Origin of the sequence: Amycolatopsis solani (assembly GCF_033441515.1) — a bacterium.
GTDB lineage: Bacteria > Actinomycetota > Actinomycetes > Mycobacteriales > Pseudonocardiaceae > Amycolatopsis > Amycolatopsis solani.
In genome coordinates this window covers 131,912-157,212 of sequence record NZ_JAWQJT010000002.1, presented here as the reverse complement: position 1 = coordinate 157,212, position 25,301 = coordinate 131,912, and the positions used below count along the sequence as shown (strand labels likewise).

Sequence of the window (25,301 nt, the reverse complement as noted above, 5' to 3'; positions counted from 1 at the left end):
TCCGGCTTTCCGCCGGGTGCTCGAAAGGGACGTTCCATGTCGCGAAGATCAGTTTTCGTCGCGTTGACCGCGGTCGGCGCGCTGCTGGCCCCGGGCACGGTGGCGGCCGCCGCGCCACCGGGGGTCGATCCGGCCACCGTCGACCTCACGCTCGCCGCCGGGCAGAGCACCACCGTCACCAAGCACGTCACCACCTCCGCCGTCCCCCCGAACCCCGATCTCGTCCTGCTCGCCGACACCACCGGCAGCATGGGCGGCGCGATCTCGAACGTCCGGGCCAACGCCAACGCCATCACCGGGGACGTGCTCGCCGCGCAGCCGACCGCGCGATTCGGCGTCGCCGAATACAAGGACTTCACCGACTCCGTGCCGTTCAAGGTCAACCAGGGCATCACCGCGGACACCGGCGCGGTCCAGGCGGGCATCAACCAGTGGGTCGCGGGTGGCGGCGGCGACACGCCCGAGGCCGACCTCAACGCCCTCTTCGAACTGGCCACCGGCGCGGTCACCTTCCGCCCGGACGGCACCCGCATCGTCGCCTGGTTCGGCGACGCGCCGTCGCACGACCCCAGCGGCGGGCACTCGCTGGCCGACACGATCGCCGCGCTGAAGGCGGCGAACATCCGCGTCGTCGCGGTCAACGTCGGCGCCCTCGACTTCGAGGGCCAGGCCACGGCCATCACCGAAGCCACCGGTGGCGTGCTGCTCAACAACGTGCCCTCGAACCAGGTGTCGCAGGCCATCCTGAACGGCATCAAGTCCATCGAGGTCACGGTGACCCCGCACGTCACCAGCTGCGACCCGCAGCTGACGCTCACCAACGCGCCGGCGAGCGCCAAGGTGGCCAGCGGGGACGTCGCGACGTTCACCGAGACGATCGCCGTCGCGGGCGACGCCGCGCCGGGCACCTACCACTGCTCGGTCGACTACCTGGTCGACGGCGTCTCACGCGGCTTCGTCGAGACGACGACCGTGCGCGTGCTCGGCCTGGCGATCAACGACGTCACGGTGAACGAAGGCTCCGGCGGCGCGCCGGTGCCGGCCACCTTCACCGTGTCGCTGCTCGGCGGGGCGAGCCCGAACCCGGTGACCGTCCACTACGCCACCGCGAACGGCACCGCCGTCGCGCCGGCCGACTACGCCGCCGCGAGCGGGGACGTCACCTTCGCGCCGGGTGAGACGGCCAAGCCGGTGACGGTCCTGGTCAACCCGGACACCGTCGACGAGCCGGACGAGACGTTCACCGTGAACCTCTCCGCACCGGCCGGCGCCGGCCTGGTGGACCCGACCGGCGTCGGCACGATCGTCGACGACGACCGCGACGGCGCCTTCTCCTGCACCGGCACCGCCGCGAACGTCATCGGCATCACCGCGGCCGTGGCGAACCCGGCGAACCTGCCCTGCGCCGACGACAGCAAGACCGTCCTCGACGCGACGCTCAACGCCGGCCTGATCAAGGTGCAGACCCACGCGCTGACCGCCTCGACCGACCTGACCCCGGACAACCAGTCCGCGGCCCCGGCGGCCGGTGACCACGCGCAGGCGTCGGCCAAGATCGACAAGACGGTGATCAGCACCGTCGGGCTGACGATCGAGCTGGGCGTGATCCAGTCCCAGGCGGCGGCGACCTGCCAGCCGGTCACCGGCGGGCTCGCCCCGGCGCTGACCGGCAGCTCGAACGTCGCTTCGCTGAAGATCAACGGCGTTTCGGTCACGGTCGGGTCGGCGCCGCTGACCATCCCGCTGGTCATCGGCTCGCTGAAGCTGAACGGCCAGACCGTGTCCGGTGGCGTCGTGAAGCAGCAAGCGGTGGCGCTGGACACCGCGCTGGCGAAGATCGTGCTGGCGGAGTCCCAGGCCGACGTGCACGGCACCGCCGCGCACCCGGCGGGCAACCCCTGCCGGCGCTGACGCGCTGAAGGAACCGGGGGCAGGCGCGCGCCGCCTGCCCCCGGTTCACGGCTTCGGGGTGGCGAGCCGGGGGAACAACGCTTCCGCGGCCGTGCGGTCGATGTCGGGGAACCGCTCCGCGCCGGGACCGTCGTAGGCGCCGAGGTACCGGTCGAACTCCCCGCGCCATTCCTTGGGCGCGAAGGGGAAATCGCTGCCGTAGAGGACGTGCCCGGGCTCGGCGAAGGCGAACAGCGACGGCAGCGCGGTCGGGGTGGCGGACAGCGCGGTGTCGAAGTAGAACTTCCGCAGCCCGGCCAGGATGCCGTCCGGGGTGGTGCCGGGGTTGAACATCGCCGCTCCGGCGAACCGGTGCGCCGCGAACGGCAGGAAGCCGCCGGCGTGCGAAAGGATGATCCGCAGGGCCGGGTGCCGGTCGAACACCCCGTGCGCCACCAGGTCGAGCGCGGTGCGCGTGGTGTCGAACGGGAAGTCCAGCAGCGGGCTCGGCAGCCCGGCCAGCCGCGGGATCGGCGGCTCGGCCGGGTGCACGAACACCACGGCGTCGCGCGCGGCCAGTTCCGTCCACAGTGGTTCGTAGGCCGGGTCGCCCAGGTAGCGGCCGCGGGCGTTGGACAGCAGGACGACGCCGTCGGCGTGCAGTTCGTCCAAGGCACGCACCGCCTCGGCGACCGCGCCGTCGAAGTCCGGCAGCGGGAGCACGGCGAAGTGCCCGAACCGGCTGGGAGCGTCCTTGACCAGCTCGGCCTGGAAGTCGTTGATCTCGCGCGCCAGGTCGCGAGCCGCGGCGTCGTCACCGAAGTGGACACCCGGCGCGCTGAGGGACAGCACCCCGGTCGCGATGCCCGCCTCGTCCATCATCGCGGTCGCGGCTTCCGGGCTCCACGAGGGCGTCGGCCACCCGCCCGCGGTCTCGCCGCTGTCTTCGAGGGCTTCCCGGTAGCGGGCCGGGAGCAGGTGCTGGTGGACGTCGATCCGGTCGCTCATGATGCCTAGCCCCCTAATAGCTAGCTTGCTAACTATTGCTTTGCTAGACTAGCGCGCATGGCGAAGAACGGCAATGAGCCACCCACGGTGACGGAGATCGACGAACTCGCGCAGGCGGCCGACGCGGTGTTCTTCGCCATGCGGAAGGCCCGCTCGGCGGGCGCGGACCGGGACGGCGGGCTGTCGTTGCCCCAGGTCACGATGCTCGAACCGCTGGCGGCCAAGCCCGAACTGCCGGTCGGCAGGCTCGCCGCCGCCGCCGACGTGTCCATCCCGACGGCCACCCGGATGCTCCAGCAGCTGGAAGGCGCCGGAGTCGTGGTGCGCCGCCGCTCCCCCGAAGACGAGCGCAAGGTCCTGGTGGCGCTGACGCCGGAAGGCAGCGAGCGGCTGGCGCGGCTGCGGGCCAGCCGTCGCGAGCGTCAGGCGGCCGCGTTCGGCGTGTTCTCCCCCGAGGAGCGCGCGCAGCTCATCGCCCTGCTCCGCAAGCTGGCCCCGGTCATCGACCTCGTCGGCTGACGCCGCGCCCCGCGCGCGGAATTCGCTTCCGGCGCCGCCACTTCTTCGAGACTGCGGAGTTCGCCGACGGTGTCCCGCCCGGCGGCCGGCGGACCGGGCCTCCGACCGCGACATCGCGGTAGGGTCGATTCGACGGCGCAGTCGTGCGGCGACGGAGAAAGGGAGCCATGCCCGATTTTGACGAGATCAACGCCAAAGTCATCGACGAGTACCGCGCGAACGGCGGCGAACTCAGCGGCGGATTCGCCGGCGAGACCCTCATCCTGGTGCACCACATCGGTGCCCGGTCGGGCATCGAACGCGTCTCCCCGCTGGCCTGCTACGCCGAGGGCGAGCGCCTGTTCGTCTTCGCCAGCAAGGCCGGCCTGCCGGAGAACCCGGGCTGGTACCACAACTTGATGGCCCACCCCGACGTGACCGTCGAGTTCGGCGACGAGACGTTCCCCGTGCGGGCCACCGAGATCACCGGTCCCGAGCGCGACGAGATCTACGCCAAGAACGTCGAGCAGCGTCCCCAGTTCGGCGAGTACCAGGCCAACGTCAGCCGGCTCATCCCGGTGGTCGAGCTGGTGCGGCGCTGACGCAAGCCGCGCACGGCCCGGCGGGCGCGGTGCTCCCGCACCCACCGGGCCGCCGCCGCGGCAGCGGCGTCAGATCCCGCAGGACGACGCCGACCAGAACCGGCTCGACCGGTGCGCCACGTGCGTGTGGTCGCTGTGGCCCGGGTAGCCCGGCCCGAGGATCTCGCTGAAGCCGTGGTTGCGGGCCTGCTGCGCCAGTCCGCAGAAGCCCTGCGCCCCCGCGCCGAGGTCCACCGCGTCCCCGTAGAGGTGCCGGCTGGCGGCCGCCCCGCCGACCGCGTTGTTGCAGGCGACGCTGCGGAAACCGCCGTTGACCACGATCGGGCGGTCACCCATGGCGTGCCGCATCGCCTGCAGCTTCCACATCGACACCAGCGCGTTGGCCTTCGCCGTCGCGGCCGGCACGTTGCCGCCCGACCAGTCCGAGTTGCACCGGTTCAGCTCGGCGTAGGTGAAGTTGACCGGCGTGCAGTCGTCGTCCTGCAGCTGGTAGATCTTCGCGAAGGTGGCCGGCCCGGCGATCCCGTCCGCGGCGAGCCCGTACGCCTGCTGGAACCGGGTGACCGCGGCCTTGGTCCCGGCCCCGAACTGGCCGTCGATGGCGAGCACGCCCCCGTACCCCGGGTACCCGGCGACCCGGATCTGCAGGTTCCGCACGTCGGTACCGGACGCCCCTTGCGCCAGCGTGCGCCCCCACGTGTAGCACCCATCGGTGACGGCCATGACCGCCACGGGATCAGGAGCGGCGGCCGCAACCGGAGCGGCCACCGCCGAACCGACGGCGGCGATCAGGGCGAGGAGGGGCAGGACACGACGAACGCGCATGACGGGAACACCTTTCGGGCCGGGTCCAGCTGGTCTGCGATTCACTGCCCTGCAAGGTAATGCGGTAGCGGGCACCGCACTGTGGGACGTTCGCACCACAGGCCGCCTCCTCGGTGACCGGACCTCAAGGTTTTCGCAAGTTCTCCGCCAGGTGAACGGACAGCACCGGCGAGACCCTGGGGGCGGAGGAGGAATCATGCATCGAAAATCGCCCGCACCATTGCTCCGTGACGCCGCGCTCGGCCTCGATTCCGCGTGGCTGGAGATCGTCGATCGCTACGCACCACTCGTCTTCGCGGTCTGCCGCCGCATCGGTGTCCGGGACGCGGACGCCGAGGACGTCAGCAGTTCGGTGTGGTTGAGGCTGATGACGAACCTGGATCGCATCCGGGAACCGGAGGCGCTGCCCGGCTGGCTGCGCACTGTCACCCAGCGCGAGTGCCTGAGGTTGCTGCGGAGCAGGCAGCGAGAGATCCCGACCGATCCCGCGCTGTTCCACGACGTCGTGGCCGAGTCCGAGTTCGACGCCGGCCTGATCGGCCGCGAGTTGCGCGATGCGGTCCGGGACGTCGTCGCCACGCTGCCCGGCCGCGATCGGCGGCTGCTGTCGCTGCTGTTCGGCACGCCGGCGAAGAGCTACCGGGAAATCAGCGCGATCCTGGACATCCCGATCGGCTCGATCGGGCCGACCAGGGCCCGCTGCTTGGCCAAGGCCCGACGGACGCTGGCCGCCGCTTGAAGCGCGGCCCGTGTCCGGCAATTCCCGAACCGGACCGGGTCGCGAAACAAATGATCACCACGTTCCGGAAATCGTACCGCCGACCTGGCGGCGAATCGCCCGAACAGTGGATTATGCCGATCGACCAGAAGGGCTAGGATTCGCTCGATCCGAGGGCCTTGGCGACCCACCAAGGAAGTCGCAATGGACGATTACGTAGAGAATGTCGTCGTCGGCAGCGGGTTCGGCGGTGCCGTCGCCGCTTACCGGCTGGCGTCCGAAGGGCACGGCACCCTTGTTCTGGAACGGGGAAAGTCCTATGCGCCGGGGATGTTCCCCCGGACTCCCCGCGGGATGGCGACGAACTTCTGGGATCCCAGCGAGGGAAGGCAGGGTCTCTTCGACGTGTGGTCCTTCCGGGGTTTCGACGCGGTCGTGGCCGCGGGCCTCGGCGGTGGGTCACTGATCTATTCGAACGTCCTCATCCGCAAACCGGAAGCCTGGTTCGTGACCGAAGAACCGTTCGGTCGCGAGTCCGAAACGTGGCCCGTCACGCGAAGCGACCTGGAAACCCACTACGACGCGGTCGAGGCCATGCTGGACGCCCAGCCGTTTCCCGTCGGCCGACCGGGTTTCGAAAACGTGACCCGGGCAGAGGCGATGCGAGAGGCCGCACAGGGCCTCGACCTGAAGTGCGGTTTCCCCAAGTTGGCCGTGAGCTTTCGGAGTGCCGCGGGGGCCGATCCGGCGGTCGGACGGCCGTTGTCCGAGCAGGACTACCGCAATCTCCACGGGAAACCACGCAGCACCTGCACGTTGTGCGGGGAATGCAATATCGGCTGCAATGAAGGGAGCAAGAACACACTCGACCACACCTACCTTTCCGCCGCGGCCGGCTTCGGCGCGGTGCTCAGGGAGCGTTGTGAAGTTCGATCTTTCCGCCACCGCGGCGAAGGCTACGAAGTGGACTACGTCGAGCACCTCCCCGAGGACGACGACGGCCGCCGCCACGACACCGCCCGGCTGAAACCGCGCACGATCCGCTGCCGCCGGCTCATCCTGGCGGCCGGCAGCCTGGGCACGAGTTACCTGCTTCTGCGCATGCGCCAGAGCGGCGACCTGCCCGGGATGAGCCCGGCACTCGGCAAGCGCTATTCAGGCAACGGCGACTACTTCGCGATCATGCTGCGCACTCGGGGCCCGGACGGACGGCCCCGGGATCTGCACGCCTCGACGGGCCCCGCGATCACCACTGCGATCTCGGGTCCGGAGCAAGGGCGCGACGGAGAGCGGCTCAGGGGGTTCCTCGTCGAGGACGCCGGATACCCCGCGGCGTTCGACTGGCTTTTCGAGCTGAGCCGCCCCGGGCTGTACTGGCGGCTCGCCACCGCGGCCTTCGACCGGGTGTGGGGCAGGCTGACCGGCGACCCGAACACCCGGCTGGGCGGCAGCATCGGCCGGATCCTCGGCGACGGGAACGGCGCGGAGAGTTCGATGCCCTTGCTGGGCATGGGACGAGACGTTCCGGACGGCGTGATGACCCTCGGCGGGCGCGATCGGGCGTACCTGTCCGTGGATTGGACGACGAAGACGTCGAGGAAATACTTCAGCGCGGTCCGTTCGACGATGGAAGGCGTCGCGAACCAGCTCGGCGCCGAGAAGCTGAAGGACACGTTCTGGTCGTTCCTCGACCGCACCATCACCGTTCACCCGCTCGGGGGCGCCCCGATGGGCGCCAACCCGATGGCGGGGGTTTGCGACGGCTTCGGTGAGGTCTTCGGCCACCCCGGCTTGTTCGTCGCGGACGGCGCGGCCATGCCGGGCCCGGTCGGCGTCAACCCGTCCCTGACCATCGCCGCGTTCTCGGACCGCATGGCGAGCGCGATCCTCGACGGCAGAGCCGGGCGGCATGGAACGAAGTGATCGGGCGAGAGCAGACCGACCGTCGCCGGGAACCGCTTCGGTGCGGCACGAGACGGAGTTCCGGCTGTTCGGTGGGTTGACCGTGGTCCGGGACGGGGTCGTGCTCCCGGTGCCGGGAACGAAGGAACGCCTGCTGCTGGCTTGCCTGCTGGTTCACGGCAACCAGGTCGTCGAAGCGGGAACGCTGATCGGCGAGCTGTGGCCGGACGGACATTCCCACGCCGCGGCCGCGCTGTGGACGTCGGTGTCCCGGCTGCGCCACATCCTGGACCGTCCGACGGGCAACGGAAGCCGGCTGATCACGCGGAAACCCGGATACTTGCTCGAAGTGGCCACCGACGCACTGGACCTGGCCCAGTTCGGGAGCTGGGCCGACCGGGGACGGGCGGAGCTGGCCGCCGGGCGGTTCGAACAAGCCGTGGCCACGTTGGACCGGGCGCTGGCGTTGTGGCGAGGACCGGCTCTGGCGGAGTTCCCGGACGCGGCCTTCGCCCGGATCGAAGCGGCGCGCCTGCACGAGGTCCGCCACCGCGTCCTCGAAGACCGGATCGACGCGGAACTGGGGTCGGGGCACCACATCGAAGTGGTGGCGGAACTCGACGCACTGGTCAGCGAAGAACCGCTTCGCGAGCGCCGGTGGGGTCAATTGATGCTGGCTTTGTACCGCTCCGGCCGTCAGGCCGATGCCCTTCGCGCCTATCGGCGATTGCGGACGTTGCTGTCGGAGCAGCTCGGTATCGAGCCCAGCGCCGAATTGGCCGCGCTGGAGCAGTCCGTTTTGCGCCAGGAATCCGGGCTCGACTTCCCGGGCTCGCGAACCCCGAGGCCGCACGCTCCCGCCGTCGACGGAGCCGTGGTCGCCGGTGGAGTCGTCCTGCCACCGCGCCTGGCCGTCGCACCCGCGGCGGGCTTCGTGGGACGCGCGCCGGAGCGGAAAGCGCTGACAGCTGCGCTCGACGATCTCGTCGAAGGCGGTGCGCGCCGGGTCGTCATGGTCGGCGGCGAGGCAGGCGTGGGCAAGACGACGTTGGTGGCGAACGTCAGCCAGACCGCGCACGCCCAGGGCACCACTGTCCTGTACGGACGGTGTGATGAGAACCTGGCCATCCCGTACGGGCCCTTCGTCGAAATCGTGTCGCACTACCTCGACCACGCGCCGGCGAGCCGGCTCGCGGAGCACGATCCCCAGCGGGTCGGAGAACTGTGCCGGCTCGTGCCCGGGTTGGCCGGACGACTCCCCGCCGTCCCGGCCCCGACCGCGACCGACGCCGACACCGAGCGCTTCCTGTTGTTCGAGGCGGTGGCCGACCTCTTGGCGCGGGCCGCCACGAGGACGCCGGTGCTGGTGGTCCTCGACGACCTGCACTGGGCGGATCGGCCCAGCCTCAGACTCCTCTGCCACCTGGCCGCACGGCCGCTGGGCCGGGTACTGATCGTCGGTACCTGCCGTGACACCGAGTTGACCGCCGTCCACCCCCTCACCGAAGCGCTCGGCTCGTTGCGCCGGGAACTGGCTGTCGAACGCCTGCCTCTCGGCGGTCTCAGCAGTTCCGAAGTCGCCGCGTACGTCGGCGCCGCGGGGCACGACGCGGGCCAGGCCGGCACGCTGGCCCGGGCCATCCACCGCGAGACCGACGGCAATCCGTTCTTCGTGGCCGAACTGCTGCGGCACCTGGCCGAGACGGGGCGGATCACCGCGGCCGCCGGCTTCGGCGACGCGGGCCTGCCCGACAGCATCCGGGAGGTCATCAGCGCCCGGGTGGGCCGGCTGGGCGACGAGGTGACACGAATGCTGTCGGCGGCGGCGGTGATCGGCCAGGAATTCGACCTCGCTCTCCTTTCGATGACGACCGGCACCACGCAGGATCGGCTGCTCGACCGGCTGGACGTCGTCGAGCGGGCCGCACTCGTGACCGAGGTACCCCCGGCGGCGGGGAGGTTCCGCTTCGCGCACGCACTGATCCAGCGCACGCTGTACGAGAACCTGGGTCCGACCCGCCGCACCTTCGGCCACGCCCGGGTGGCGGAGGCGCTCGAGGTGCTCTGCGGCGACGACCCGGGCGAACGCGTCGGGGAACTGGCACGCCAGTTCCTCGCCGCCGCGGCGGCGCCCGGAATGCTCCCCCGAGCTCTCTTGCACACCCGCAGGGCCGGCGACAACGCGCTACTCGCCCTCGCCCCGGACGACGCCTTGGGGTGGTACTCGGAGGCTCTGGTGCTTTCGCGCCGAGGACACGACGAAGCCGAGCAGGCCCGCTGCCTGATGGGCCTCGGTGAAGCCCAGCGCCAGGTCGGCGCCCCCGTCTTCCGGGAAACGCTGCTGGCGGCGGCTCGGCAGGCACGTCGGGTGGGCGATACCTGCCTGCTCGTGCGAGCGGCCCTGGCGAACAACCGCGGCTTCGAGAGCGCGTCCGGTGCCGTCGACTCCGAGCGCGTCGAAGTCCTCGATGCCGCGCTCGCGGCCGTCGAGGACGACACCGGGGAGCGAGCGCAGCTGCTGGCCACCCTGGCCGTCGAACTCGTCTACCACCCGGACTCGAAACGAACCCGCTTCCTCGCCGACGAAGCGGTCGCCGTGGCCCGGCGGGCCGACGACAAAGCCGCGCTCTTGGGCGCGCTGATCCGGCCCTACACCGTCCTGATGGTGCCCGAGCTCGCCGGTCAGCGCTTCGACCGCATCACCGAGGCGGTCCAGCTCGCCGACGTCGTCGGGGATCCGGTGGCGAGCTTCTGGGCGTTCATCTGCCTGGGGCTCGTGATGGTCGAGCGCGGCGACATCGACGGGGTCCACCGGGCGCACTCGGAGATCGACCGCATCGCGGCCGAGGTGGGCGAGCCGAGTTTGCGCTGGATCAGCACCTGGACCTCGTCGTGGCGAGCTCTGCTCGCGGGCGAGGTGGACCGGGCCGAACGCACGGCGACCGAGGCGTTCCGGATCGGCACCGAGACCGGGCAGCCCGACGCACCCATGCTGTTCGGGGTTCAGCTCTTCTACACCCGCTGGCACCAGGGCCGGCTCAGCGAGATGATTCCCGCGGTCAGCGACCACGTCGCCACCAACCCCGGCATTCCCGCGTGGCTGGCGTTGCTGGCATCGGCCGAGGCGCTGGAGGGAGACCGCGACCGCGCGCGTAAGTTGCTCACCGCCGCCCGCGTCCAGGGGTTCGAGCTGCCCAACGACCACAACCGCCTGACCGGCACCTGCGCCTGGGCCGCCGCGGCGGCCGAACTGGCCGACGTCCCCGCGGCCCGGACGCTCTACCAGCAGCTCGCGCCGTGGCACGCCCAGGTTCCGACTCCGGGCCTGGCGGTTTACCACTGCGTCGCGCACAGCCTCGGGGAGCTGGCCGCGGTCATGGGTCGTACCCGCGAAGCCGAAGCGCACTTCGGCGAAGCCCTGCGCATACACGAGCACCTGCGAGCGCCGTTCTTCGTCGCCGAGACGAAACTCGCCCTGGGTCGCTTGTTCTCCGGCTCCCGCTCCGATCGGGCCAGGTCACTGCTGACCGACGCCGCGGAAATCGCGGTTCGGCACGGTTATCACCGCTTGCAACGGCTGGCTGACGAGGCGCTCGCGTGATCGCCGCGTCCCCCCTTCATCTCGCCAGCAGCCCCAGTACCAACGCCAGCGGGGGCCACACCTCCCGCCCGCGACGGGTGCACGCGAAGGCCCGCTGCCGCACCTCCGGACCCGCCAGCGGAAGCAACGCGACCCCGGGCTTCACCGCCCGGCCCGACGGCAGCAACCCGACCGCCGGGGAAGGGCCCGTCGTGATCAGGTCCTCCACCAGTTCCAGGCTGTCCGCCCGGTGCGTCACGCGCGGGGTGAACCGCGCCATCGAGGCGAGCCTGCGGACCACGTCCTCGTCGGCGGTGTTGCGGGAGTTGACGATCCAGCCGTGGTCGCGGAACGCCTCGAACACCGCCACCGTGCCGCCCTCACCGACACCGGCCGCGTCGGCTGCCGGGACCGCGAGGCTCCACTGTGCGGTCCACAGTGGACTCACGGTGATCGCGGGGTCGACGCTCGCCGGGGCGAGGTCGTAGTCGTAGGTGAGGGCGAGGTCGATGTCGTCGGCCAGCAGCGCCGCGAAGGCCTCGTGCGGTTCGTACTCGCTGATCCGCAGCTCGACCCGCGGGTGGTGCGCGGCGAGGGCGGCCGCGGCCGGCAGCACGGAACGTCGCACCGCCGTCGCGAACCCGGCGACGCGCACGGTGCCGGCCGGTTCGGCGCCGGGGTCCAAGGCGGCACGCGCGGCCTCCACCGCGGCCAGGATCGTCACGGCGTGCTCGGCCAGCCGCCGTCCCGCCGGGGTGAGCCGCACGCGGCGGCCATCCGGTTCGAGCAGGGGTGCGCCGGTCTCCTTCGCCAGCGTCGCGATCTGCTGCGACACCGTCGACGTCGTGGTGCCGAGCACATCCGCCACCGCGCGCATCGAGCCGTGGCGGGACAGCTCGAGGAGGAACTGCAGCCTGCGGGTGTCCATGCCGCGATTGTCCATGATTCACGAACGATGCGTCCACGAACGGCACGTGGACACGGACGGTCCCCGTCGGCTTTGCTCGGCACGTGCTCTCCTCGACCCGTACCGGCGCGGTCTTCGCGGTCGCCGCCATGCTCTGCGTCCAGCTCGGCCTCGCCGTGTCCGTCGGCCTGTTCGACCGCGTCGGCCCCGAGGGGGCCGCGTGGCTCCGCCTCGCGTGGGCCGGGGTGCTGCTGCTGGTGCTGGTCCGGCCGCGGCCGTCGTCGTTCCGGCGGAGCACCTTCCTCGCCTGCTGCGGCCTCGGCGTGGTCACCGCGGGGATGACGATGCTGTTCATGCAGGCGGTCGCCCGGCTGCCGCTGGGCACGGCGAGCGCGCTGGAGTTCCTCGGGCCGCTCACCGTCGCCGTCACGCGCGGGCGCGGCGGCAAGAAGCTGTGGCCCGTCCTCGCCGCGGTCGGCGTGCTGCTGCTGACCGAGCCGTGGCGGGGCGGCGCCGACCTGCTCGGCGTCGGCTACGCGCTCGCGTCCGCGGTGTGCTGGGCGGCCTACATCCTGCTGACGCAGCGGGTCGGCGACGAGGTGGCGGGCGTGCGCGGGCTCGCCGTGTCGATGCCGGTGGCGGGCATCGTGGCGACGCTCGTCGCCGGGCCGGCCGCGTTCGGGCACCTGAGCTGGGAGCTGCTGCTCGCCGGCCTCGGGCTCGCGGTGCTGCTGCCGGTGATCCCGTTCAGCCTGGAGATGCTCGCCCTGCGCCGGCTGAACGCGTCGGCGTTCGGCACGCTGATGAGCCTGGAGCCGGCCATCGCGCTGGCGATCGGGCTGGTCGTGCTGCACCAGGTCCCGAACGCCGGCGCGGTGGCCGGGGTCCTGTTCGTCGTGGCGGCCGGCGTCGGCGCCGAACGCAGCGGGGCCCGCGAGCCGGCGCTCACAGCGCCGGTGTGAGGTCCAGGTGGACGCGGTAGTCGACGACCCGCTCCCCCTCGAGCCACATCACCGTCACGCACGGCAGCGCCAGCGGCTTCCCGGCCGGTGACTCCGTCTCGATCGTGAAGCGGCAGAACAGCTGGCGCTCGCCCACGACCGCGACCTGGTCGACGACGTGCCGCACCCACGGCAGGGCGCCGGCCGCGCCGGCTGTCGCCGCGGCGATCGCGGCCCGGCCGGTCAGCGGCTCGTCGTTCGCGAAGACGTAGGTGGCGTCGTCGGCGAACCACGCCGCGAACGCCTCCGCGTCCCCCGCGTCGACCGCCGCGCACATCTCGCGGACCATCCGCTCGGGGTTCACTTCCGCAGGCTCAAGCCGTAGCGGGTCATCACTTCCGCCACGAGCGCCATGTCGCGCCCGGGCGGCAGCTCGGACAGCTCCCGGTAGTAGTTCTCCAGCCCCGGCGGGGAAACGACCGCGACGATGCGGGTCTCCTCGTCGAACGGGTTGCGGAACACGTGCGGCACCCCGCGCGGCATGAGCAGCGAGTCGCCTTGGCCGAGCACGTGCCGGACGCCGTCGAGCTCGACCTCGACGCGGCCCTGCACGCACGTGAACAGCTCGTCCTCGCGGCTGTGGACGTGGGTCGGCGGGCCGCCGAGGCCCGGCGGCACGACGTATTCGAACAACGAGTACGCGCCGTTCGTGTCGGCGCCGGTGAGCCGGGCGTGGATGCCCAGCCCGATCGCACCGAGGTTCGTCCCGTCGCCGGGGCGGATGACGCCGGTCGCGGTGTCCATTTCGGACTCCTTCCTACAGCGGGGCTTTGGCGGGTTCGGGGGTGCTTTCCAGGCGGGCCAGCAGCTTCGGCGTCAGCGCGCGGTACGCCGACGGCGCGACCGGGTTCAGCCAGTGCGTGAAGCGGGTGAACCGGCCCAGCTGGACGCCGAGGTCGCCGAGCACCTCGTCGACGTTGTGGATGGAGAACGGGATGATCTTCGTGCCGCGGCAGTGGTGCGCCCCGGTCGCGACGTCCAGGAAGGCGAGCTGGGCGACGACGTCTTCGCGGCGCGCGGTCTCGTCCGGCAGGCTCAGCGCGCCGGCGAGGTCGGCCGCGATCCACAGCGCCGCCATTTCCGCGTTGAGCGGGCTGAAGAACGACGAGTTGTAGCCGTTGAAGTACAGCCCCGGCACGCCGATCGGCTGGATCTGCCGGTACAGCAGGAAGTTCCGGCGCTCGTCGAACAGCCGCTCCTGGACGGCGGCGGGCAGGAACGGCACGCCCTGGGTGAAGCCGGTGGCGCAGACGACCAGGCCGGCGGGCAGTTCCGTGCCGTCGGCCAGTTCGGCGTGCGGACGGCCGTGGAAGGCGAACAGCCGCTTGATCACCTGGTCGCGGCGGACGCGGATCGAGCCGTCGGCCACGCCTTCGAAGAAGCCTTCGGTGGCCAGCCCGATGGCGTTCTTGACGATGTCCTCCATCCGCCCGCGCGGCACCAGGTCCTGCCGGGCGAGGCCGAACTGGCGCACCGACACCGACCCGATCGAGTTCAGCATCGCCCGCCGCAGCCGGTTTCCCGGGCCGTGCAGGAACTTCTCGAAGCCGCGCAGCCACCGGTAGCGGAACAGCGCCTCGCCCATCCGGGTCAGCAGCAGCATCTTGAAGTTGAGCACGCCGGCGATCTTGCGCGGGACCTTCCACAGCAGCTGCCGCGCGATGACGTCGGTGCTCGCGGCCACGCCGCTGATCGCGACGGTCACGTCGCAGGCGGACTTGCCGTAGCCGACGACCAGCACGTGTTCGCCGCGCGCGTCCTCGACGTCGTGGAAGTCCGAGCCGGCCAGCAGCCGCCCGCCGGCCGCCTCGAACTCCGCCCGGCCGGGGTAGTCCGGGAGCGCGGGCTCGCAGAACACGCCGTTCGCGACGACCACCCGGTCGAACCCCGCGGCCCCCTGCGCCGCGGTGGTCACCACCCAGCGGCCGCCCTCGGGCACCACCGACGTCACCTCGGTGCCGAGGCGCAGGTGCGGCGTGACGCCGAACTCGGCGGCGTAGGCGGCCAGGTACGCCTGGATCTGCGCGCCCGACGGCCATTCCGGGAACTCCCGCGGCATCGGGAAGTCCGAGAAGGAGTATTGCGCCTTCGGGCTCTGCGTCGTCAGTCCCGGGTAGCGCCGGGTCCGGCTCCACACCCCGCCGACGTCCGGTGCCTTGTCGAAGACCTCGACGTCGTGGCCGGCCTGGAGCAGCACCTTGGCCGTGGTCAGCCCGGCGAGCCCGGCCCCGATGATCGCGACGCGCATGCCTGCTCCTCCTCGTCGAGGCCTCCGGCGCGGGTGGCCGGCTCGGCGTGCGCCCAGCTTTCGCCAGGGCGCCGCCACGGCCAACCGCGAGTCCTGGTCACTGGGACGGCAGCTCCGGGCGGGGCACCGCCCAGCGCCGCGCGGCGTAGGCGCGGCTGGCCGCCGCGGCCGCCATCCGCACGGCCGGCCCGATCCGGTCGGGCTGCACCGCGGCGCTCGGCCCGGTGACCGACAGCGCGGCCGTGACGCCGCCGGTGAAGTCGAAGATCGGCGCCGCGACGCAGCTGATGCCGGCGTTGCCCTCTTCGCGGTCGTAGGCCCAGCCCTGCTCGTGGACGACGGCGAGCTCGCGGGCCAGCGCGTCCGCGGTGGTGATCGTGCGCGGGGTGCGGCGGGTGAGCCCGGCCACGACCACCGCCGCGACCGTGTCCGCGTCCGCCCAGGCGAGGATCGCCCGGCCGATGCCCGAGCAGTGCGCCGGGATGAAGCCGCCGACCTGGTCGAGCATCGGCAGCGGCCGGTGCCCGCTGATCTTCTCGACGACCAGGATCCGGGTCCCTTCGAGCACGCCGAGCTGCACGGTCGTCTTGGCCGCGGCGTAGAGGTCCTGCAGGTAGGGCAGGACGGCCTCGCGCAGCTCGTGGCGCACCGGCACCAGGCCGGACAGCTCGAACAGGCGGGTGCCGATCCGGTACTTCTCCCCCGGCTTGTCCAGCCAGCCGAGCTCGATCATCCGGGCCGCGGTGCGGTGCACGGTCGAGCGCGGCAGGCCCGAGCGTTCGACGAGCCGGGCGAGGGTGAGCTCGCGGTGGGTCATGTCGAAGGCGTCCAGCAGCGCGGCCGCCCGTTCGAGCGCGCCGGAGTCCCGGGCGGTGGGACTCATCCTTGGTCACCGGGGGTCATGGGCCGAATGTAGGGCACATCATGGAGAGCAACCAGTCCCCTCCGAAGCGGTGCCGCGTCGCCCTCGTCGGCGGCGGCGCCGGCGGCATCGGCTCGGCCTGCGCGGCCGCGCTGCACGCGAGCGGCCACCGCGTGGTCCTCGCCGGGCGCACCGAAACCACCCTCGCCGATACCGCGCTCGAACTCGGTCCGGGCGCCGACTACGTCGTCTGCGACCTCGCGGACCCGGCCGCGGCCGCGGGTGCCGCCGACCACGTGCGCGAGCGGCACGGTTCGCTCGACGTCGTGATCGCCAACGCCGGCGGCCCCGCGCCGGGCACGGTGTTCGACGTGCCCGCCGAGCAGTGGCACCACGACCTCGACCTGCTGGTCCTCGGCCCGCTGGCGCTGCTGCGCGCCGCGCTGCCCGCGATGGCCGAGCGCGGGTTCGGCCGCGTCGTCGTGCTCACCTCGACGGCGGTGCGCCAGCCGCAACCCGGCCTCGCCGCGTCGACCGTGCTGCGCTCGGCGACGACGTCGGCGGCGAAGCTGGCCGCGCTCGAGTACGCGGACCGGGGTGTCACCGTCAACTGCGTCGCCGCCGGTGCGACCCTCACCGCGCGGCGCCTCGAAGTGGTGCGCGGCCGGGCCGGCTCGGCCGGCATCGACGTCGCGACGGCGATGGCCGAGGACCTCGCCGCCATCCCCGCCGGACGAGCCGCGGCACCCCGCGAGGTCGCGGCCGCGGTGGCGTTCCTCGCGTCCCCCGAAGCGGGGTACGTCAACGGGACGGTGCTGACCGTCGACGGCGGCCGTACCGAATGCCCAGCCTGAAAGGGGCGCCATGACCACGTCCGGACCCGGCTTCGCGATGCCCGACTTCCTCGCGACCATCGGCCACGCCGTCCGCCCCGGCGGGCAGCGCCCGCTCGTCGTGCACGACGGCGAGCTCGAGGAGATCCCGCCCGGCGCCGTCCCGAACCCGACGTCGCTGCGGATCGCCGGGAAGCTGCCGACCACGACGTTCGAGCTCTTCCGGCAGGTCATCCCGGCCGGCGAGAGCTCGGACATGCAGCGCCACCACCACGAGACCGTCCACTTCGTCCTGTCCGGTGACGGGCACAGCGAGATCGAAGACGAAACCGTCGAGTGGACGACGGGCTCCTTCGTCTACACCCCGCCGTGGACGTGGCACCGGCACTACAACGACTCGGCATCGCACCCGGTCGAGTTCCTGACCATCGAAAACTCGCGGCTGCTCGGCCTGTTCGGGCTCGGCCGCCGCCAGAGCGCGGGCCTGGCGACCATCGCCGAAGCCCGCCACCGGGAGGACCAGTGACCACCACCGAACGCGCCGCCCCGCCGATCCCCGACCACGTCGGGATCTGGGGCGAGCTGGGCGAACTCGAGCACACCTTGCGCTACGTCGACGTGCCGCTGGACGGGGAGCCGGTGCGCACGCGCGTCCTTCAGGCGGGCGCCGGACCGGACCTGGTCCTGCTGCACGGCACCGGCGGGCACCTCGAGGCGTACGCGCGGGACCTGGCCGGGCTGGCGCGGGACTTCCGCGTCACGGTCTACGACATGGTCGGCCACGGCTGGTCGGACCCGCCGGACCGGCCGTACACGATCGACGTCCTGTCGGCGCACCTGGTGTCTCTTTTGGACACTCTTGGCATCGGGCGGGCGCACCTGTCCGGTGAGTCGCTCGGCGGCTGGGTGGTCGCGTGGACCGCCGCGCACCACCCGGACCGCGTCGACCGGCTGGTGCTCAACACCCCCGGCAACATCGCGAACAAGCCCGAGGTGATGGCCCGGATGCGGGACAGCACGATGGCCGCGGTGCTCGACCCCAGCGACGAGACCGTCCGCCGCCGGGTCGAGTTCCTTTTCCACCACAAGGAAATGGTCACCGACGAGCTGGTGAACCTGCGCCGCCGGGTGTACTCCCGGCCCGGGTTCGTCCAGGCCATCGGCAACACGCTGGTGCTGCAGGACCCCGCGGTGCGCAAGGACTTCGCGTGGGACCCGGAGTGGGTGTCGCGCGTGACCGCGCCGACGTTGCTGCTGTGGACCAGCCACGACCCCACCGGCGGGCTCGACGAGGCCGAACTGCTGCTGGACTGGCTGCCGGACGCGCGGCTGCACGTCATCGACGACGCCGGCCACTGGCCGCAGTGGGAAAAGGTCGGCGAATTCCTCGACGTCCACCGCACCTGGCTGCTGAGCGGGAAGGACCCGTCCTGATGGCCGAGCTCATCGGGTTCGCCGGCATGTCGCACAGCCCGTTCGCGACGCTGCTGCCACCCCCTGCCGAGGGCGGCCCCGGCGCGAAGTTCCTCGCCGACGCCGCCGTCGTGCGCCGCGCGGTGCAAGCGCTGGCGCCGGACGCGATCGTCGTGCTCGGCCCGGACCACTTCCACGGCAACTTCTACGACGTGATGCCGCCGTTCGTCCTCGGCGTCGAGCACGCGGCCGGGTTCGGGGACTTCGGCAGCACCGAGGGCCCGCTGCCGGTGGCGGGCGAGCTCGCCTGGTCCGTCCACAACGGACTGACCGACGCCGGCTTCGACGTTTCGCTGTCGTACTCGCTCACGGTGGACCACGGCATCGTCCAGACCTACGAGATGCTCACCGGCGGCACCACGCTGCCGATGGTCCCGCTGGTGGTCAACACCGCGGCCCCGCCGCTCCCGTCGCCGCGGCGCTGCGTCGCACTGGGCCGGGCACTGGGCGCGGCCGTGGCCGCGGCCGACTTCCCGGGCCGCGTCCTGCTGGCGGCGAGCGGCGGCCTGTCCCACTGGCTCCCGTCCAACGACCCGCGCGAGGTGGCGGGCGAGCGCCGCGAGTCCCTGATCCACGGCCGCGCGAACGTCCACGCCTTCGCGGCGGCCCGCGAACCCCGCGTCCGCGCGATGGGCGGCGACCCGGCCGCCCGGGTGAACACGGAGTGGGACCGGTGGTTCCTCGACCGCCTTCGCGCGGGCGACCCGGAGTCGGTGGCCGCACTGGGCCACGAGAAGCTGGAAGCACTGGCGGGCAGCGGCGGCCACGAGGTCCGCTGCTGGCTGATCGGCCAGGCCGCGGCGGGCACCCCGCTGACGTGGACCAGCTACGAGCCGGTGCCGGAGTGGATCACCGGCATGGGCATCGGCACCACGTTCCCGGTCGGCTGAGCACAGCCCGCATCTCGGCCGGCGGGCAGCAGCGGGCTCGCCGGATGTCTTGAATGAGTCATTCAGGTCGCCGGAGGTCCTGAATGACTCATTCAAGACATCCCGGGCAGGGCTCCGGCAAAGTCGCCTGCCCCGGCTCGCTTCACCGCCGGCAGGCGGAGTGGGCAGCTCGGGCGAGGTCGCGAATGAGTCATTGGCGGCTTCGGAGGTCCCGAATGAGTCATTCGCGACACCGCCTTCGGCAAGCCGCCGCTCGGTGCGCGGGAGGAGGCGCCCGGGGATCGGTGGCCCGAGCGTCGTGAAGGGGTCGTTCAGGACATCGCGGCGGACCGCGCACACGCGACTTTGCCGGGACCCTGTCGCCGGAGGTCCTGAATGACTCATTCAAGACATCACCGGGGGCGTCAGCGGTCGAGGTTCCAGCAGGCCTCCGCGTCGCTGAGGAACTGCTTGCGGCTGCCCGCCGTGAGCGCCTCCGAACGGGTCGGGTAGCAGTCCAGGACCGCGGCGAGGCCGGTCGCGTGGAGCACGAGGTCCACCGTGCGGCAGCTGCCCGTCACCACCCGCAGGCGCGTCGCGCCGGCCGCGTCGTGGGTCAGGCGGATCGAGCGGCCGCCCGCCACCGACATGAACGACAGGCCCGACAGGTCGAGGACCAGCGTCTCGGGACCGGAATCGAGCATCTGCACGAGCGCGCTGCTGAGCTTCGGGGTCGTCCCGGCGTCCAGCTCGCCCGACAAGGCGAGCACCACGACGCCGTCCTTGGTCTTTTCCGGGCGCACGATCCTGAGGCGCTCCGGCTGCAACGGAATGCTCATGACGCTGCCACCTCTCCGCTCGTGATCGAAGTCGTGCCTGGCACACAAAATCCGCTGGGAGGGTACCCAGCTCGCGTCGCGGTAAACGGGCACCACCCGGTCAGCGCGGCGGGGTGGTGCCCGTCCGTTCGTCGCCGTAGCTGAGCCAGGTCCCGATCGGGGCGCGCTGCCCGACGCCCGGACGGCTGTAGTCGCACACCCCGCCGGGGAACGCCGCCCGCAGGCGCGTCCGGTCCTCGGCGGTGAAGGCGGCCGGGTAGTCGCGGAAGTCCAGCGGCTTCAGCCGGCACTTCAGCACGTCCATGGCCAGGCTTTCCCCCGCCACCATCCGGGTGTTGGCCGCCACCGGGTACTGCGCACCGCACTGGCCGCTCGCCGGGTACGTCAGCTTCTCGGTGATCCGCGACGCGGCGGACAGGTAACACCCGTCGCCCAGGTCGGCCGGCCGGTTCGCCAGCACCTTCTGCTGGCGGCTCCGGTGCGAGCGGTCCGCGTCGATCGCGGTCAGCCAGCGGTCCATCGCGCCGAGTTCGTACGCGCTGGCGGCCGCCGCTTCGGCCGCGGTGGGGTGGTTTTCGATGATGACCTGGTTCGCTGCCGTGCCGTTGGCCCGCAGCAGCCGTTGCCGCAGCACGTACGACCACTCGGTGGTGTGGATGTCGTTGCCGAACCCGGCGAAGTCGAGGTCGGTCCGCTGGTCGATGATCGGCGTCTCCCGCAGGCCCTGCGACGCGGAGTTCACGATGCCGTCGGCGTACGCCGCGGCGAGCGCCTTCGGATCGGCCGCCGTTCGCTGCGTCACGGGCTTTCCGGTGTAGTCGAGGCCGCCGATCGACGCGTTCAGGTCGGCGAACTGTGCCGGCGTGATCGTGCCGGACTTCAGCGCGGCCAAGCCGTACTGCACGCCGGTGGTGTCCAGCGGGCTGCGCACGAACCCGGTCTTCGGGTCCCGCCCGATCTGGTTGACCAGCTGCTCATTGGAGTTGCACTTCACCCCGCCCGGGTTGGTGACCGGGTCCCACCGGGCCGCGACCGGGATGGCCGCGTTGCAGCTGCCGGTCGCGGTGGCGCGGCTGGCGAACGTCTGGTCCCACGAGACGCAGGTGTCGTAGCTCGCGAAGCCCGCGACGGCCTGCTTCTGCGCCGCGGTGAACGACGCGCCCGGCCCGGCGAAGTACCGGTTCAGCAACCGGCAGTCCGACACCGGGCCGCCCACGGTCAGCGGGTCCGGGAACGAGACGCCGGGGATGATGCCGTCCACGATGCCGGGGTAGTTCTCGGCGATGTCGTACTGCTGGATCGCTCCGCCCGAGCCGCCCCAGCCGATGGTGTGGGCGACCGGGCCGTAGGTCTCGATGAAGTGCTCCTTGACCATCATCGCCGCTTCGGCCGAGATGATCGGGCTGCAGTTGTTGTCGAGCACGTTCAGGGTGGACGACGCGACCGCGTACCCCTGGGCCAGGAACAGGTCGTTCACCACCCCGCCCGTCGACGCGCCCTGGTGGTAGCCCGCGTTGCAGCCGCCGCCGAACGTGTAGACCAGCTTCCCGTTCCAGCCTGGCTCCGGCGCGACGGGCGAGGGTGCGCCGTCGTAGAGCGCGGCCAGCTCGTAGACGGCGCGGTCGATCGTGCCGCGCTCGACGCGGACCACGTACGGCACCGCGCGCCCGCCGACCGTCGCCGTCGCGAGGTCCGCGGGCCGAGTCGCCGGGTCCGCCAGCGGCGCGAACGCCCCGGCGGTGGTCCGGTACTGGTAGCTGACCTGGGTCGGCGCGCTGCAGAGCGGCTGGGTGGCCGTCGGCAGGCCGAACGCCTGGGTTTCGCAGTAGAACGGCTGCTGCTGCGCGCCGGAGAAGACCGGCCCGGTGCTCGGGTGGTTGGTGACGCGCAGGTCCGCCCGCCGGTCCGGGCCGGGTCCGCTCGTCCTGGCGCTCAGGGTGTTGACGCCGTCGCGCAGGCCGGTCACCAGGCCCAGCAGGCTGCCGTCCGGCTGCGCCCGGAAACCCGAAGTGACGTCGTGGCCGTTTTCGCTGACGGCGACCTTCCCTGCCGGCGCCACGACCTTGACCAGGACCTGTCCCCCGCTGACGAGCGCGGGCCGCGGGTTCGACACCGTCTCGATCGTCAGCTGCCGCCCGGGCGGGGTGCCGGTGGCGGCCACCGCGGTCGCGGTCCCCAGCAGGAGGACGGGCGTGGTCAGGACCGCCACCACGACGGATGAGCGCACAGTACGGTTTGCCACCCAGCCACTCCGCTCGCTCGTGGCGTCGCGTCGTCGCGACACCGGGCAGCTGCCGGTATAGCACCTGCGGCCCGGCCGGAACAACGTCCGTTCCCCGGGGTCGCTCAGCGCTTCGCGGCTTCGAGGAACCGCTCGAGCTCGCCCCGGACGTCGGGCCCGGTCGGCTGGAACACGATCTCGGTGACGCCCTTGCCGGCCACTTCGGCCAGCCGCTGCCGGAGCTGCTCGCGGGTGCCGGTCATGGTCACGTCCCGCAGCATCGTGTGGCCGCCGGCCCGCCACGCCGCCTCGTCGGCCTCGCCCAGTTCCACGCAGTGTCCGGTGTGGACAGTGAGGTGCCGCCGCTCCGGCGGGGTCCGCTCCACCACCGCCAGCCACTCCGCGCCGCCCGGGAGTTCGCGCACGGCCTCGGGCCCGCCGAACTCGTAGGCGCCGTGGTAGGCCAGCGCCCACCCGGGCCCGGCCGCCTGGCGCGCGTGCTCGGTGTCCGTGCCCTCGTCTTCGTCGAGCACCGTGCCCCACACCAGGTACGGCACCCACGAGTACTCGGTCGCGAACTTGGGCAGCTGCAACGTCACGTACAGCCCGTCGCCGAGTGCTTTGGCCACCTGGTGCCCCTTCGGCCCCAGCGCGCCGATCAGGACGGGGACGTCGACGGGCCGGGCGGGGGCGTGCCCGGCGGGGTGCAGCATCCGCATCCGCGCCCCTTCCCACTCGACGACGTCGCCTTGGAGGAGACCGCGGTAGGCCCGGATGTAGGACTCCATGAACGACCAGGTGATCGCGCGGTAGCCCATGGCGCGGCGGCCGGTGAACCCGGTGCCGAAGGAGACCGCGACGCGGCCGGGCGCCAGCGCGGCGAGGGTGGCGGTCGCCGCCGCGTTGACCATCGGGTGGCGCAGGCTGGGCACCAGCACGCCGGGGCCGAGCCCGATCCGGCTGGTCCGCTCGGCGGCCAGCGCGAGGGTCATCCACACGTCGGGGCTCTGCTGCGGGGTGTCGTAGACCCACGCCCGCGCGTAGCCCAGTTCTTCGGCGACGGCGATGTGGTCCGGCGAATCCAGCGCGGTCGGGAAAGCGCACGAGACGTCCATGACGGCCCTTCCGTTCACTCGTCGGGATCAGGGCAGGCCGGCGTGCGGGACCTCGACGTCGACCGCGAGCAGCTGGGCCTCGCGGACCGGACGGCGTTCGTGCTCGGCGAAGGACGGCGCCGCGCAGAGGAACAGCGTGCGCCCGTCGTCACCGCCGAGCATGCAGGCGAAAACCCCGGTGCCGGCGTCGATCTCGTCGAGGACCTCGCCGCCCTCGGCCACCCGCAGCACGCGGTTGTGGACGGCGTCCGCCACCCAGATCGCGCCCTCGGCGTCGGCGCAGATGCCGTCCGGGGCCACTTCGAGGGCCTGCACCGCTTCTCCGACGTCTTCGGTCCGCGGGGTTTCCCCGAACTGCGCCCACACGCGCCGTCCGCTCAGTTCCCCGTCGTCGCCGATGTCGAAGGCTGTCAGCCGCCCGGCGAAGGTCTCGGCGACGACCAGCACGCCGCCGGGCAGGACCACCATGCCGTTGGGGAACCCGAGGTCTTCGGCGGCGACGGAGACGCTCCCGTCGGGGTCGACGCGGGTCAGCGTGGTGTAGCGCAAGGGCGCGCCGCCCATGAGGTCGAAGCCGAAGTTGCCCACCCAGGCCCGGCCGCGGTCGTCGACGACCATGTCGTTGAGCACCCCGGACACCACACCGGACAGATCGGCGTGCTCCGAAAGCTTGCCGGACTCGTCGCGCACCAGGACGCGGTGGTCCCGCATGGACACGATGAGCAGGCGCCCGTCGGGCAGGAACCCGAGGCCCGAGGGCTGCCCGGGCACTTCGGCGACGACCTCGGCACCGCCGCGGCCGTCGATCGCCACGACCTTCTCGGTGTAGAAGTCCGACACCCACAACCGGCCGTCGTGCCACCGCGGACACTCCAGGTAGGAGAAGCCGTCGAGCACCACGGCCGGCTGCCTGGCAGCGGTTCGTCCCATCGCGACCTCTCCTCGTGTCTTCGTCGACGTCGAGTAACTGAGCGCCCAGTTACCATGACCGCGGGACCGGGCAGGTGTCAAGCCCGGTCACCGAGGAGGAGAAGATGCCAGCGAAGGAGCGCCGTCGCGGCGGCGGGCGGTACCCGGCGGCGGCCGCGACGGAGCTGACGACCGCCCTCGGCCCGGAAACGGTGTCCGGCGAGTTCTGGGGAGAGCAGACGCCGCCGGTGCCCCGCGCGCTGCTGTCCGCGGCCGTGCAGTGCTTCGCCCGCCAGGGTTTCCACGCCACGACCACCCGCGACATCACGTCCGTCATCGGCCTCAGCCCCGGCTCGCTGTACGTCCACTTCGCCTCGAAGGAGGCCGTGCTGTTCCACATCGCACGGACCGGCCACGAGCGCGCCCTCGCGGCACTGGAGGCGCAGCACGACGACGGCGACCCCGCGCGGCACCTCCGGCGCCTGGTGGCCGCGCACGTGGCGTGGCACGCGCGCCACCACACCGTGGCGCGGGTCTGCCAGTACGAACTGGCGGCGCTCGCCCCGGCGCACCTGGCCGAGGTCCTCGACCTCCGCCGCCGGTTCTCCGCGGTGGTCCGGACCGCGGTGGAACGCGGCGCCGGTGAAGGCGTTTTCGACGTGCCCGACGTCGGCCGGGCGGTGCGCGCGATCCTGTCGCTCGGCGTCGACCTGGTGCGCTGGTACCGCCTCGACGGCACGGACTCCCCCGAAGCCCTCGGCGAGTCCTACGCGGAGCTGGCCGCCCGGATGCTGATCACCCGCGAGCCCGGTAGCGTGCCCACCATGGCTGCGTTCGAGGTGGGCGAGACGGTACGGATCACCGGCAAGACGATGACGGGCAACGTCGGCACGGTCGTGCACTTCGACGACAAGCGGGACAAGTACCTGGTGCGCATCGACGCGACCACCCAGAACTACTTCCCGCCGGGCGAACTGGAGAAGTTTTCCGGCTGACGCGGC

Annotated in this window: 23 protein-coding genes; 12 read left to right on the top strand and 11 right to left on the bottom strand. The window is 72.1% G+C overall.

The window, feature by feature from the left end; translation table 11 throughout:
- Window positions 1-36: 36 nt before the first annotated feature.
- Window positions 37-1,911: a Calx-beta domain-containing protein gene (locus SD460_RS21615; protein WP_318306624.1), complete on the top strand. Its 1,875-nt coding sequence runs from the start codon at window positions 37-39 to the stop codon at window positions 1,909-1,911.
- Between the two features lie 45 nt (window positions 1,912-1,956).
- On the opposite strand, the gene SD460_RS21610 is transcribed toward SD460_RS21615, so the two are convergent.
- Entirely contained in the window at window positions 1,957-2,898 is a 942-nt protein-coding gene (locus tag SD460_RS21610; RefSeq protein ID WP_290057190.1) for an amidohydrolase family protein, read from the bottom strand.
- A 57-nt stretch (window positions 2,899-2,955) separates the two neighbouring features.
- Here SD460_RS21610 and SD460_RS21605 point away from each other — a divergent pair, with 57 nt between their 5' ends.
- Complete coding sequence (locus SD460_RS21605; protein ID WP_290057191.1) at window positions 2,956-3,417, top strand: MarR family winged helix-turn-helix transcriptional regulator; 462 nt, start codon at window positions 2,956-2,958, stop codon at window positions 3,415-3,417.
- Window positions 3,418-3,584: 167 nt separating this feature from the next.
- Window positions 3,585-3,998 (top strand): nitroreductase/quinone reductase family protein, encoded by a 414-nt coding sequence (locus SD460_RS21600; RefSeq protein ID WP_290057193.1) that lies wholly within the window; start codon window positions 3,585-3,587, stop codon window positions 3,996-3,998.
- Window positions 3,999-4,067: 69 nt separating this feature from the next.
- Here SD460_RS21600 and SD460_RS21595 read toward each other — a convergent pair whose 3' ends face one another.
- A complete protein-coding gene (locus SD460_RS21595; protein ID WP_290057195.1) occupies window positions 4,068-4,823 on the bottom strand; it encodes a D-Ala-D-Ala carboxypeptidase family metallohydrolase in 756 nt (251 codons plus the stop codon).
- Between the two features lie 196 nt (window positions 4,824-5,019).
- Between SD460_RS21595 and SD460_RS21590 the strand changes: the two genes are divergently transcribed.
- The 3 genes from SD460_RS21590 to SD460_RS21580 all read left to right on the top strand — a co-directional run bounded on the left by SD460_RS21590 (window position 5,020) and on the right by SD460_RS21580 (window position 11,044).
- Window positions 5,020-5,562, top strand: coding sequence for an RNA polymerase sigma factor (locus tag SD460_RS21590; protein WP_290057196.1), 543 nt, complete (start codon window positions 5,020-5,022; stop codon window positions 5,560-5,562).
- A gap of 183 nt (window positions 5,563-5,745) precedes the next feature.
- Window positions 5,746-7,464, top strand: coding sequence for a GMC oxidoreductase (locus SD460_RS21585; RefSeq protein WP_290057198.1), 1,719 nt, complete (start codon window positions 5,746-5,748; stop codon window positions 7,462-7,464).
- 40 nt (window positions 7,465-7,504) lie between these two features.
- Window positions 7,505-11,044 (top strand): ATP-binding protein, encoded by a 3,540-nt coding sequence (locus tag SD460_RS21580; RefSeq protein WP_318306623.1) that lies wholly within the window; start codon window positions 7,505-7,507, stop codon window positions 11,042-11,044.
- A gap of 16 nt (window positions 11,045-11,060) precedes the next feature.
- On the opposite strand, the gene SD460_RS21575 is transcribed toward SD460_RS21580, so the two are convergent.
- The gene (locus tag SD460_RS21575) at window positions 11,061-11,951 is read right to left on the bottom strand and encodes a LysR family transcriptional regulator (protein WP_290062541.1); all 891 of its coding nucleotides are present in this window, start codon (window positions 11,949-11,951) and stop codon (window positions 11,061-11,063) included.
- Between the two features lie 83 nt (window positions 11,952-12,034).
- On the opposite strand from SD460_RS21575, the gene SD460_RS21570 reads away from it, so the two are divergent.
- On the top strand, window positions 12,035-12,892 hold the full coding sequence (locus SD460_RS21570) for an EamA family transporter (RefSeq protein WP_290062543.1): 858 nt from the start codon (window positions 12,035-12,037) through the stop codon (window positions 12,890-12,892).
- Here SD460_RS21570 and SD460_RS21565 read toward each other — a convergent pair.
- From SD460_RS21565 to SD460_RS21550, 4 genes are all read right to left on the bottom strand, one after another.
- Window positions 12,876-13,235 carry an SgcJ/EcaC family oxidoreductase gene (locus tag SD460_RS21565; RefSeq protein WP_290062545.1) on the bottom strand — a complete coding sequence of 120 codons (360 nt, stop codon included), beginning with the start codon at window positions 13,233-13,235 and terminating at the stop codon, window positions 12,876-12,878. The two genes, SD460_RS21570 and SD460_RS21565, sit on opposite strands and share 17 nt — an antisense overlap.
- Entirely contained in the window at window positions 13,232-13,675 is a 444-nt protein-coding gene (locus tag SD460_RS21560) for a cupin domain-containing protein (protein ID WP_290062547.1), read from the bottom strand. The genes SD460_RS21565 and SD460_RS21560 overlap by 4 nt, the downstream gene beginning before the upstream one ends.
- Window positions 13,676-13,688: 13 nt before the next feature.
- Entirely contained in the window at window positions 13,689-15,179 is a 1,491-nt protein-coding gene (locus SD460_RS21555) for a flavin-containing monooxygenase (protein ID WP_290062549.1), read from the bottom strand.
- A gap of 97 nt (window positions 15,180-15,276) precedes the next feature.
- Entirely contained in the window at window positions 15,277-16,062 is a 786-nt protein-coding gene (locus SD460_RS21550; RefSeq protein WP_318306622.1) for an IclR family transcriptional regulator, read from the bottom strand.
- Between the two features lie 41 nt (window positions 16,063-16,103).
- Between SD460_RS21550 and SD460_RS21545 the strand changes: the two genes are divergently transcribed.
- From SD460_RS21545 to SD460_RS21530, 4 genes are read left to right on the top strand one after another with little or no spacing between them, the layout of a single operon-like run.
- A complete protein-coding gene (locus SD460_RS21545; RefSeq protein WP_318306621.1) occupies window positions 16,104-16,895 on the top strand; it encodes an SDR family oxidoreductase in 792 nt (263 codons plus the stop codon).
- 10 nt (window positions 16,896-16,905) lie between these two features.
- Window positions 16,906-17,400, top strand: coding sequence for a cupin domain-containing protein (locus tag SD460_RS21540; RefSeq protein WP_290062922.1), 495 nt, complete (start codon window positions 16,906-16,908; stop codon window positions 17,398-17,400).
- Window positions 17,397-18,308, top strand: a complete 912-nt coding sequence (locus tag SD460_RS21535) for an alpha/beta fold hydrolase (RefSeq protein ID WP_318306620.1) — start codon at window positions 17,397-17,399, stop codon at window positions 18,306-18,308. Before SD460_RS21540 ends, SD460_RS21535 begins: the two co-directional genes overlap by 4 nt.
- Window positions 18,308-19,237 carry a DODA-type extradiol aromatic ring-opening family dioxygenase gene (locus tag SD460_RS21530; protein ID WP_318306619.1) on the top strand — a complete coding sequence of 310 codons (930 nt, stop codon included), beginning with the start codon at window positions 18,308-18,310 and terminating at the stop codon, window positions 19,235-19,237. Before SD460_RS21535 ends, SD460_RS21530 begins: the two co-directional genes overlap by 1 nt.
- Before the next feature lie 404 nt (window positions 19,238-19,641).
- Here SD460_RS21530 and SD460_RS21525 read toward each other — a convergent pair whose 3' ends face one another.
- The 4 genes from SD460_RS21525 to SD460_RS21510 all read right to left on the bottom strand — a co-directional run bounded on the left by SD460_RS21525 (window position 19,642) and on the right by SD460_RS21510 (window position 24,321).
- Window positions 19,642-20,055: an STAS domain-containing protein gene (locus SD460_RS21525; protein WP_290062273.1), complete on the bottom strand. Its 414-nt coding sequence runs from the start codon at window positions 20,053-20,055 to the stop codon at window positions 19,642-19,644.
- Window positions 20,056-20,155: 100 nt separating this feature from the next.
- Window positions 20,156-22,267 carry a DUF6351 family protein gene (locus SD460_RS21520; RefSeq protein ID WP_290062274.1) on the bottom strand — a complete coding sequence of 704 codons (2,112 nt, stop codon included), beginning with the start codon at window positions 22,265-22,267 and terminating at the stop codon, window positions 20,156-20,158.
- A gap of 134 nt (window positions 22,268-22,401) precedes the next feature.
- Window positions 22,402-23,391 (bottom strand): LLM class flavin-dependent oxidoreductase, encoded by a 990-nt coding sequence (locus SD460_RS21515; protein ID WP_290062276.1) that lies wholly within the window; start codon window positions 23,389-23,391, stop codon window positions 22,402-22,404.
- Window positions 23,392-23,418: 27 nt separating this feature from the next.
- Window positions 23,419-24,321, bottom strand: coding sequence for an SMP-30/gluconolactonase/LRE family protein (locus tag SD460_RS21510; protein WP_290062277.1), 903 nt, complete (start codon window positions 24,319-24,321; stop codon window positions 23,419-23,421).
- Between the two features lie 104 nt (window positions 24,322-24,425).
- Here SD460_RS21510 and SD460_RS21505 point away from each other — a divergent pair, with 104 nt between their 5' ends.
- Entirely contained in the window at window positions 24,426-25,295 is an 870-nt protein-coding gene (locus SD460_RS21505) for a TetR-type transcription factor C-terminal domain-containing protein (RefSeq protein ID WP_318306618.1), read from the top strand.
- The last annotated feature ends 6 nt before the right edge of the window (window positions 25,296-25,301 follow it).

Coding starts and splice junctions, on each gene's coding strand:
- SD460_RS21575 (WP_290062541.1), bottom strand. CDS start 11,951: ATGGACACCCGCAGGCTGCAGTTCCTCCTCGAGCTGTCCCGCCACGGC.
- SD460_RS21545 (WP_318306621.1), top strand. CDS start 16,104: ATGGAGAGCAACCAGTCCCCTCCGAAGCGGTGCCGCGTCGCCCTCGTC.
- SD460_RS21540 (WP_290062922.1), top strand. CDS start 16,906: ATGACCACGTCCGGACCCGGCTTCGCGATGCCCGACTTCCTCGCGACC.
- SD460_RS21610 (WP_290057190.1), bottom strand. CDS start 2,898: ATGAGCGACCGGATCGACGTCCACCAGCACCTGCTCCCGGCCCGCTAC.
- SD460_RS21555 (WP_290062549.1), bottom strand. CDS start 15,179: ATGCGCGTCGCGATCATCGGGGCCGGGCTCGCCGGGCTGACCACGGCC.
- SD460_RS21560 (WP_290062547.1), bottom strand. CDS start 13,675: ATGGACACCGCGACCGGCGTCATCCGCCCCGGCGACGGGACGAACCTC.
- SD460_RS21510 (WP_290062277.1), bottom strand. CDS start 24,321: ATGGGACGAACCGCTGCCAGGCAGCCGGCCGTGGTGCTCGACGGCTTC.
- SD460_RS21525 (WP_290062273.1), bottom strand. CDS start 20,055: ATGAGCATTCCGTTGCAGCCGGAGCGCCTCAGGATCGTGCGCCCGGAA.
- SD460_RS21550 (WP_318306622.1), bottom strand. CDS start 16,062: ATGAGTCCCACCGCCCGGGACTCCGGCGCGCTCGAACGGGCGGCCGCG.
- SD460_RS21505 (WP_318306618.1), top strand. CDS start 24,426: ATGCCAGCGAAGGAGCGCCGTCGCGGCGGCGGGCGGTACCCGGCGGCG.
- SD460_RS21605 (WP_290057191.1), top strand. CDS start 2,956: ATGGCGAAGAACGGCAATGAGCCACCCACGGTGACGGAGATCGACGAA.
- SD460_RS21595 (WP_290057195.1), bottom strand. CDS start 4,823: ATGCGCGTTCGTCGTGTCCTGCCCCTCCTCGCCCTGATCGCCGCCGTC.
- SD460_RS21585 (WP_290057198.1), top strand. CDS start 5,746: ATGGACGATTACGTAGAGAATGTCGTCGTCGGCAGCGGGTTCGGCGGT.
- SD460_RS21590 (WP_290057196.1), top strand. CDS start 5,020: ATGCATCGAAAATCGCCCGCACCATTGCTCCGTGACGCCGCGCTCGGC.
- SD460_RS21600 (WP_290057193.1), top strand. CDS start 3,585: ATGCCCGATTTTGACGAGATCAACGCCAAAGTCATCGACGAGTACCGC.
- SD460_RS21530 (WP_318306619.1), top strand. CDS start 18,308: ATGGCCGAGCTCATCGGGTTCGCCGGCATGTCGCACAGCCCGTTCGCG.
- SD460_RS21615 (WP_318306624.1), top strand. CDS start 37: ATGTCGCGAAGATCAGTTTTCGTCGCGTTGACCGCGGTCGGCGCGCTG.
- SD460_RS21515 (WP_290062276.1), bottom strand. CDS start 23,391: ATGGACGTCTCGTGCGCTTTCCCGACCGCGCTGGATTCGCCGGACCAC.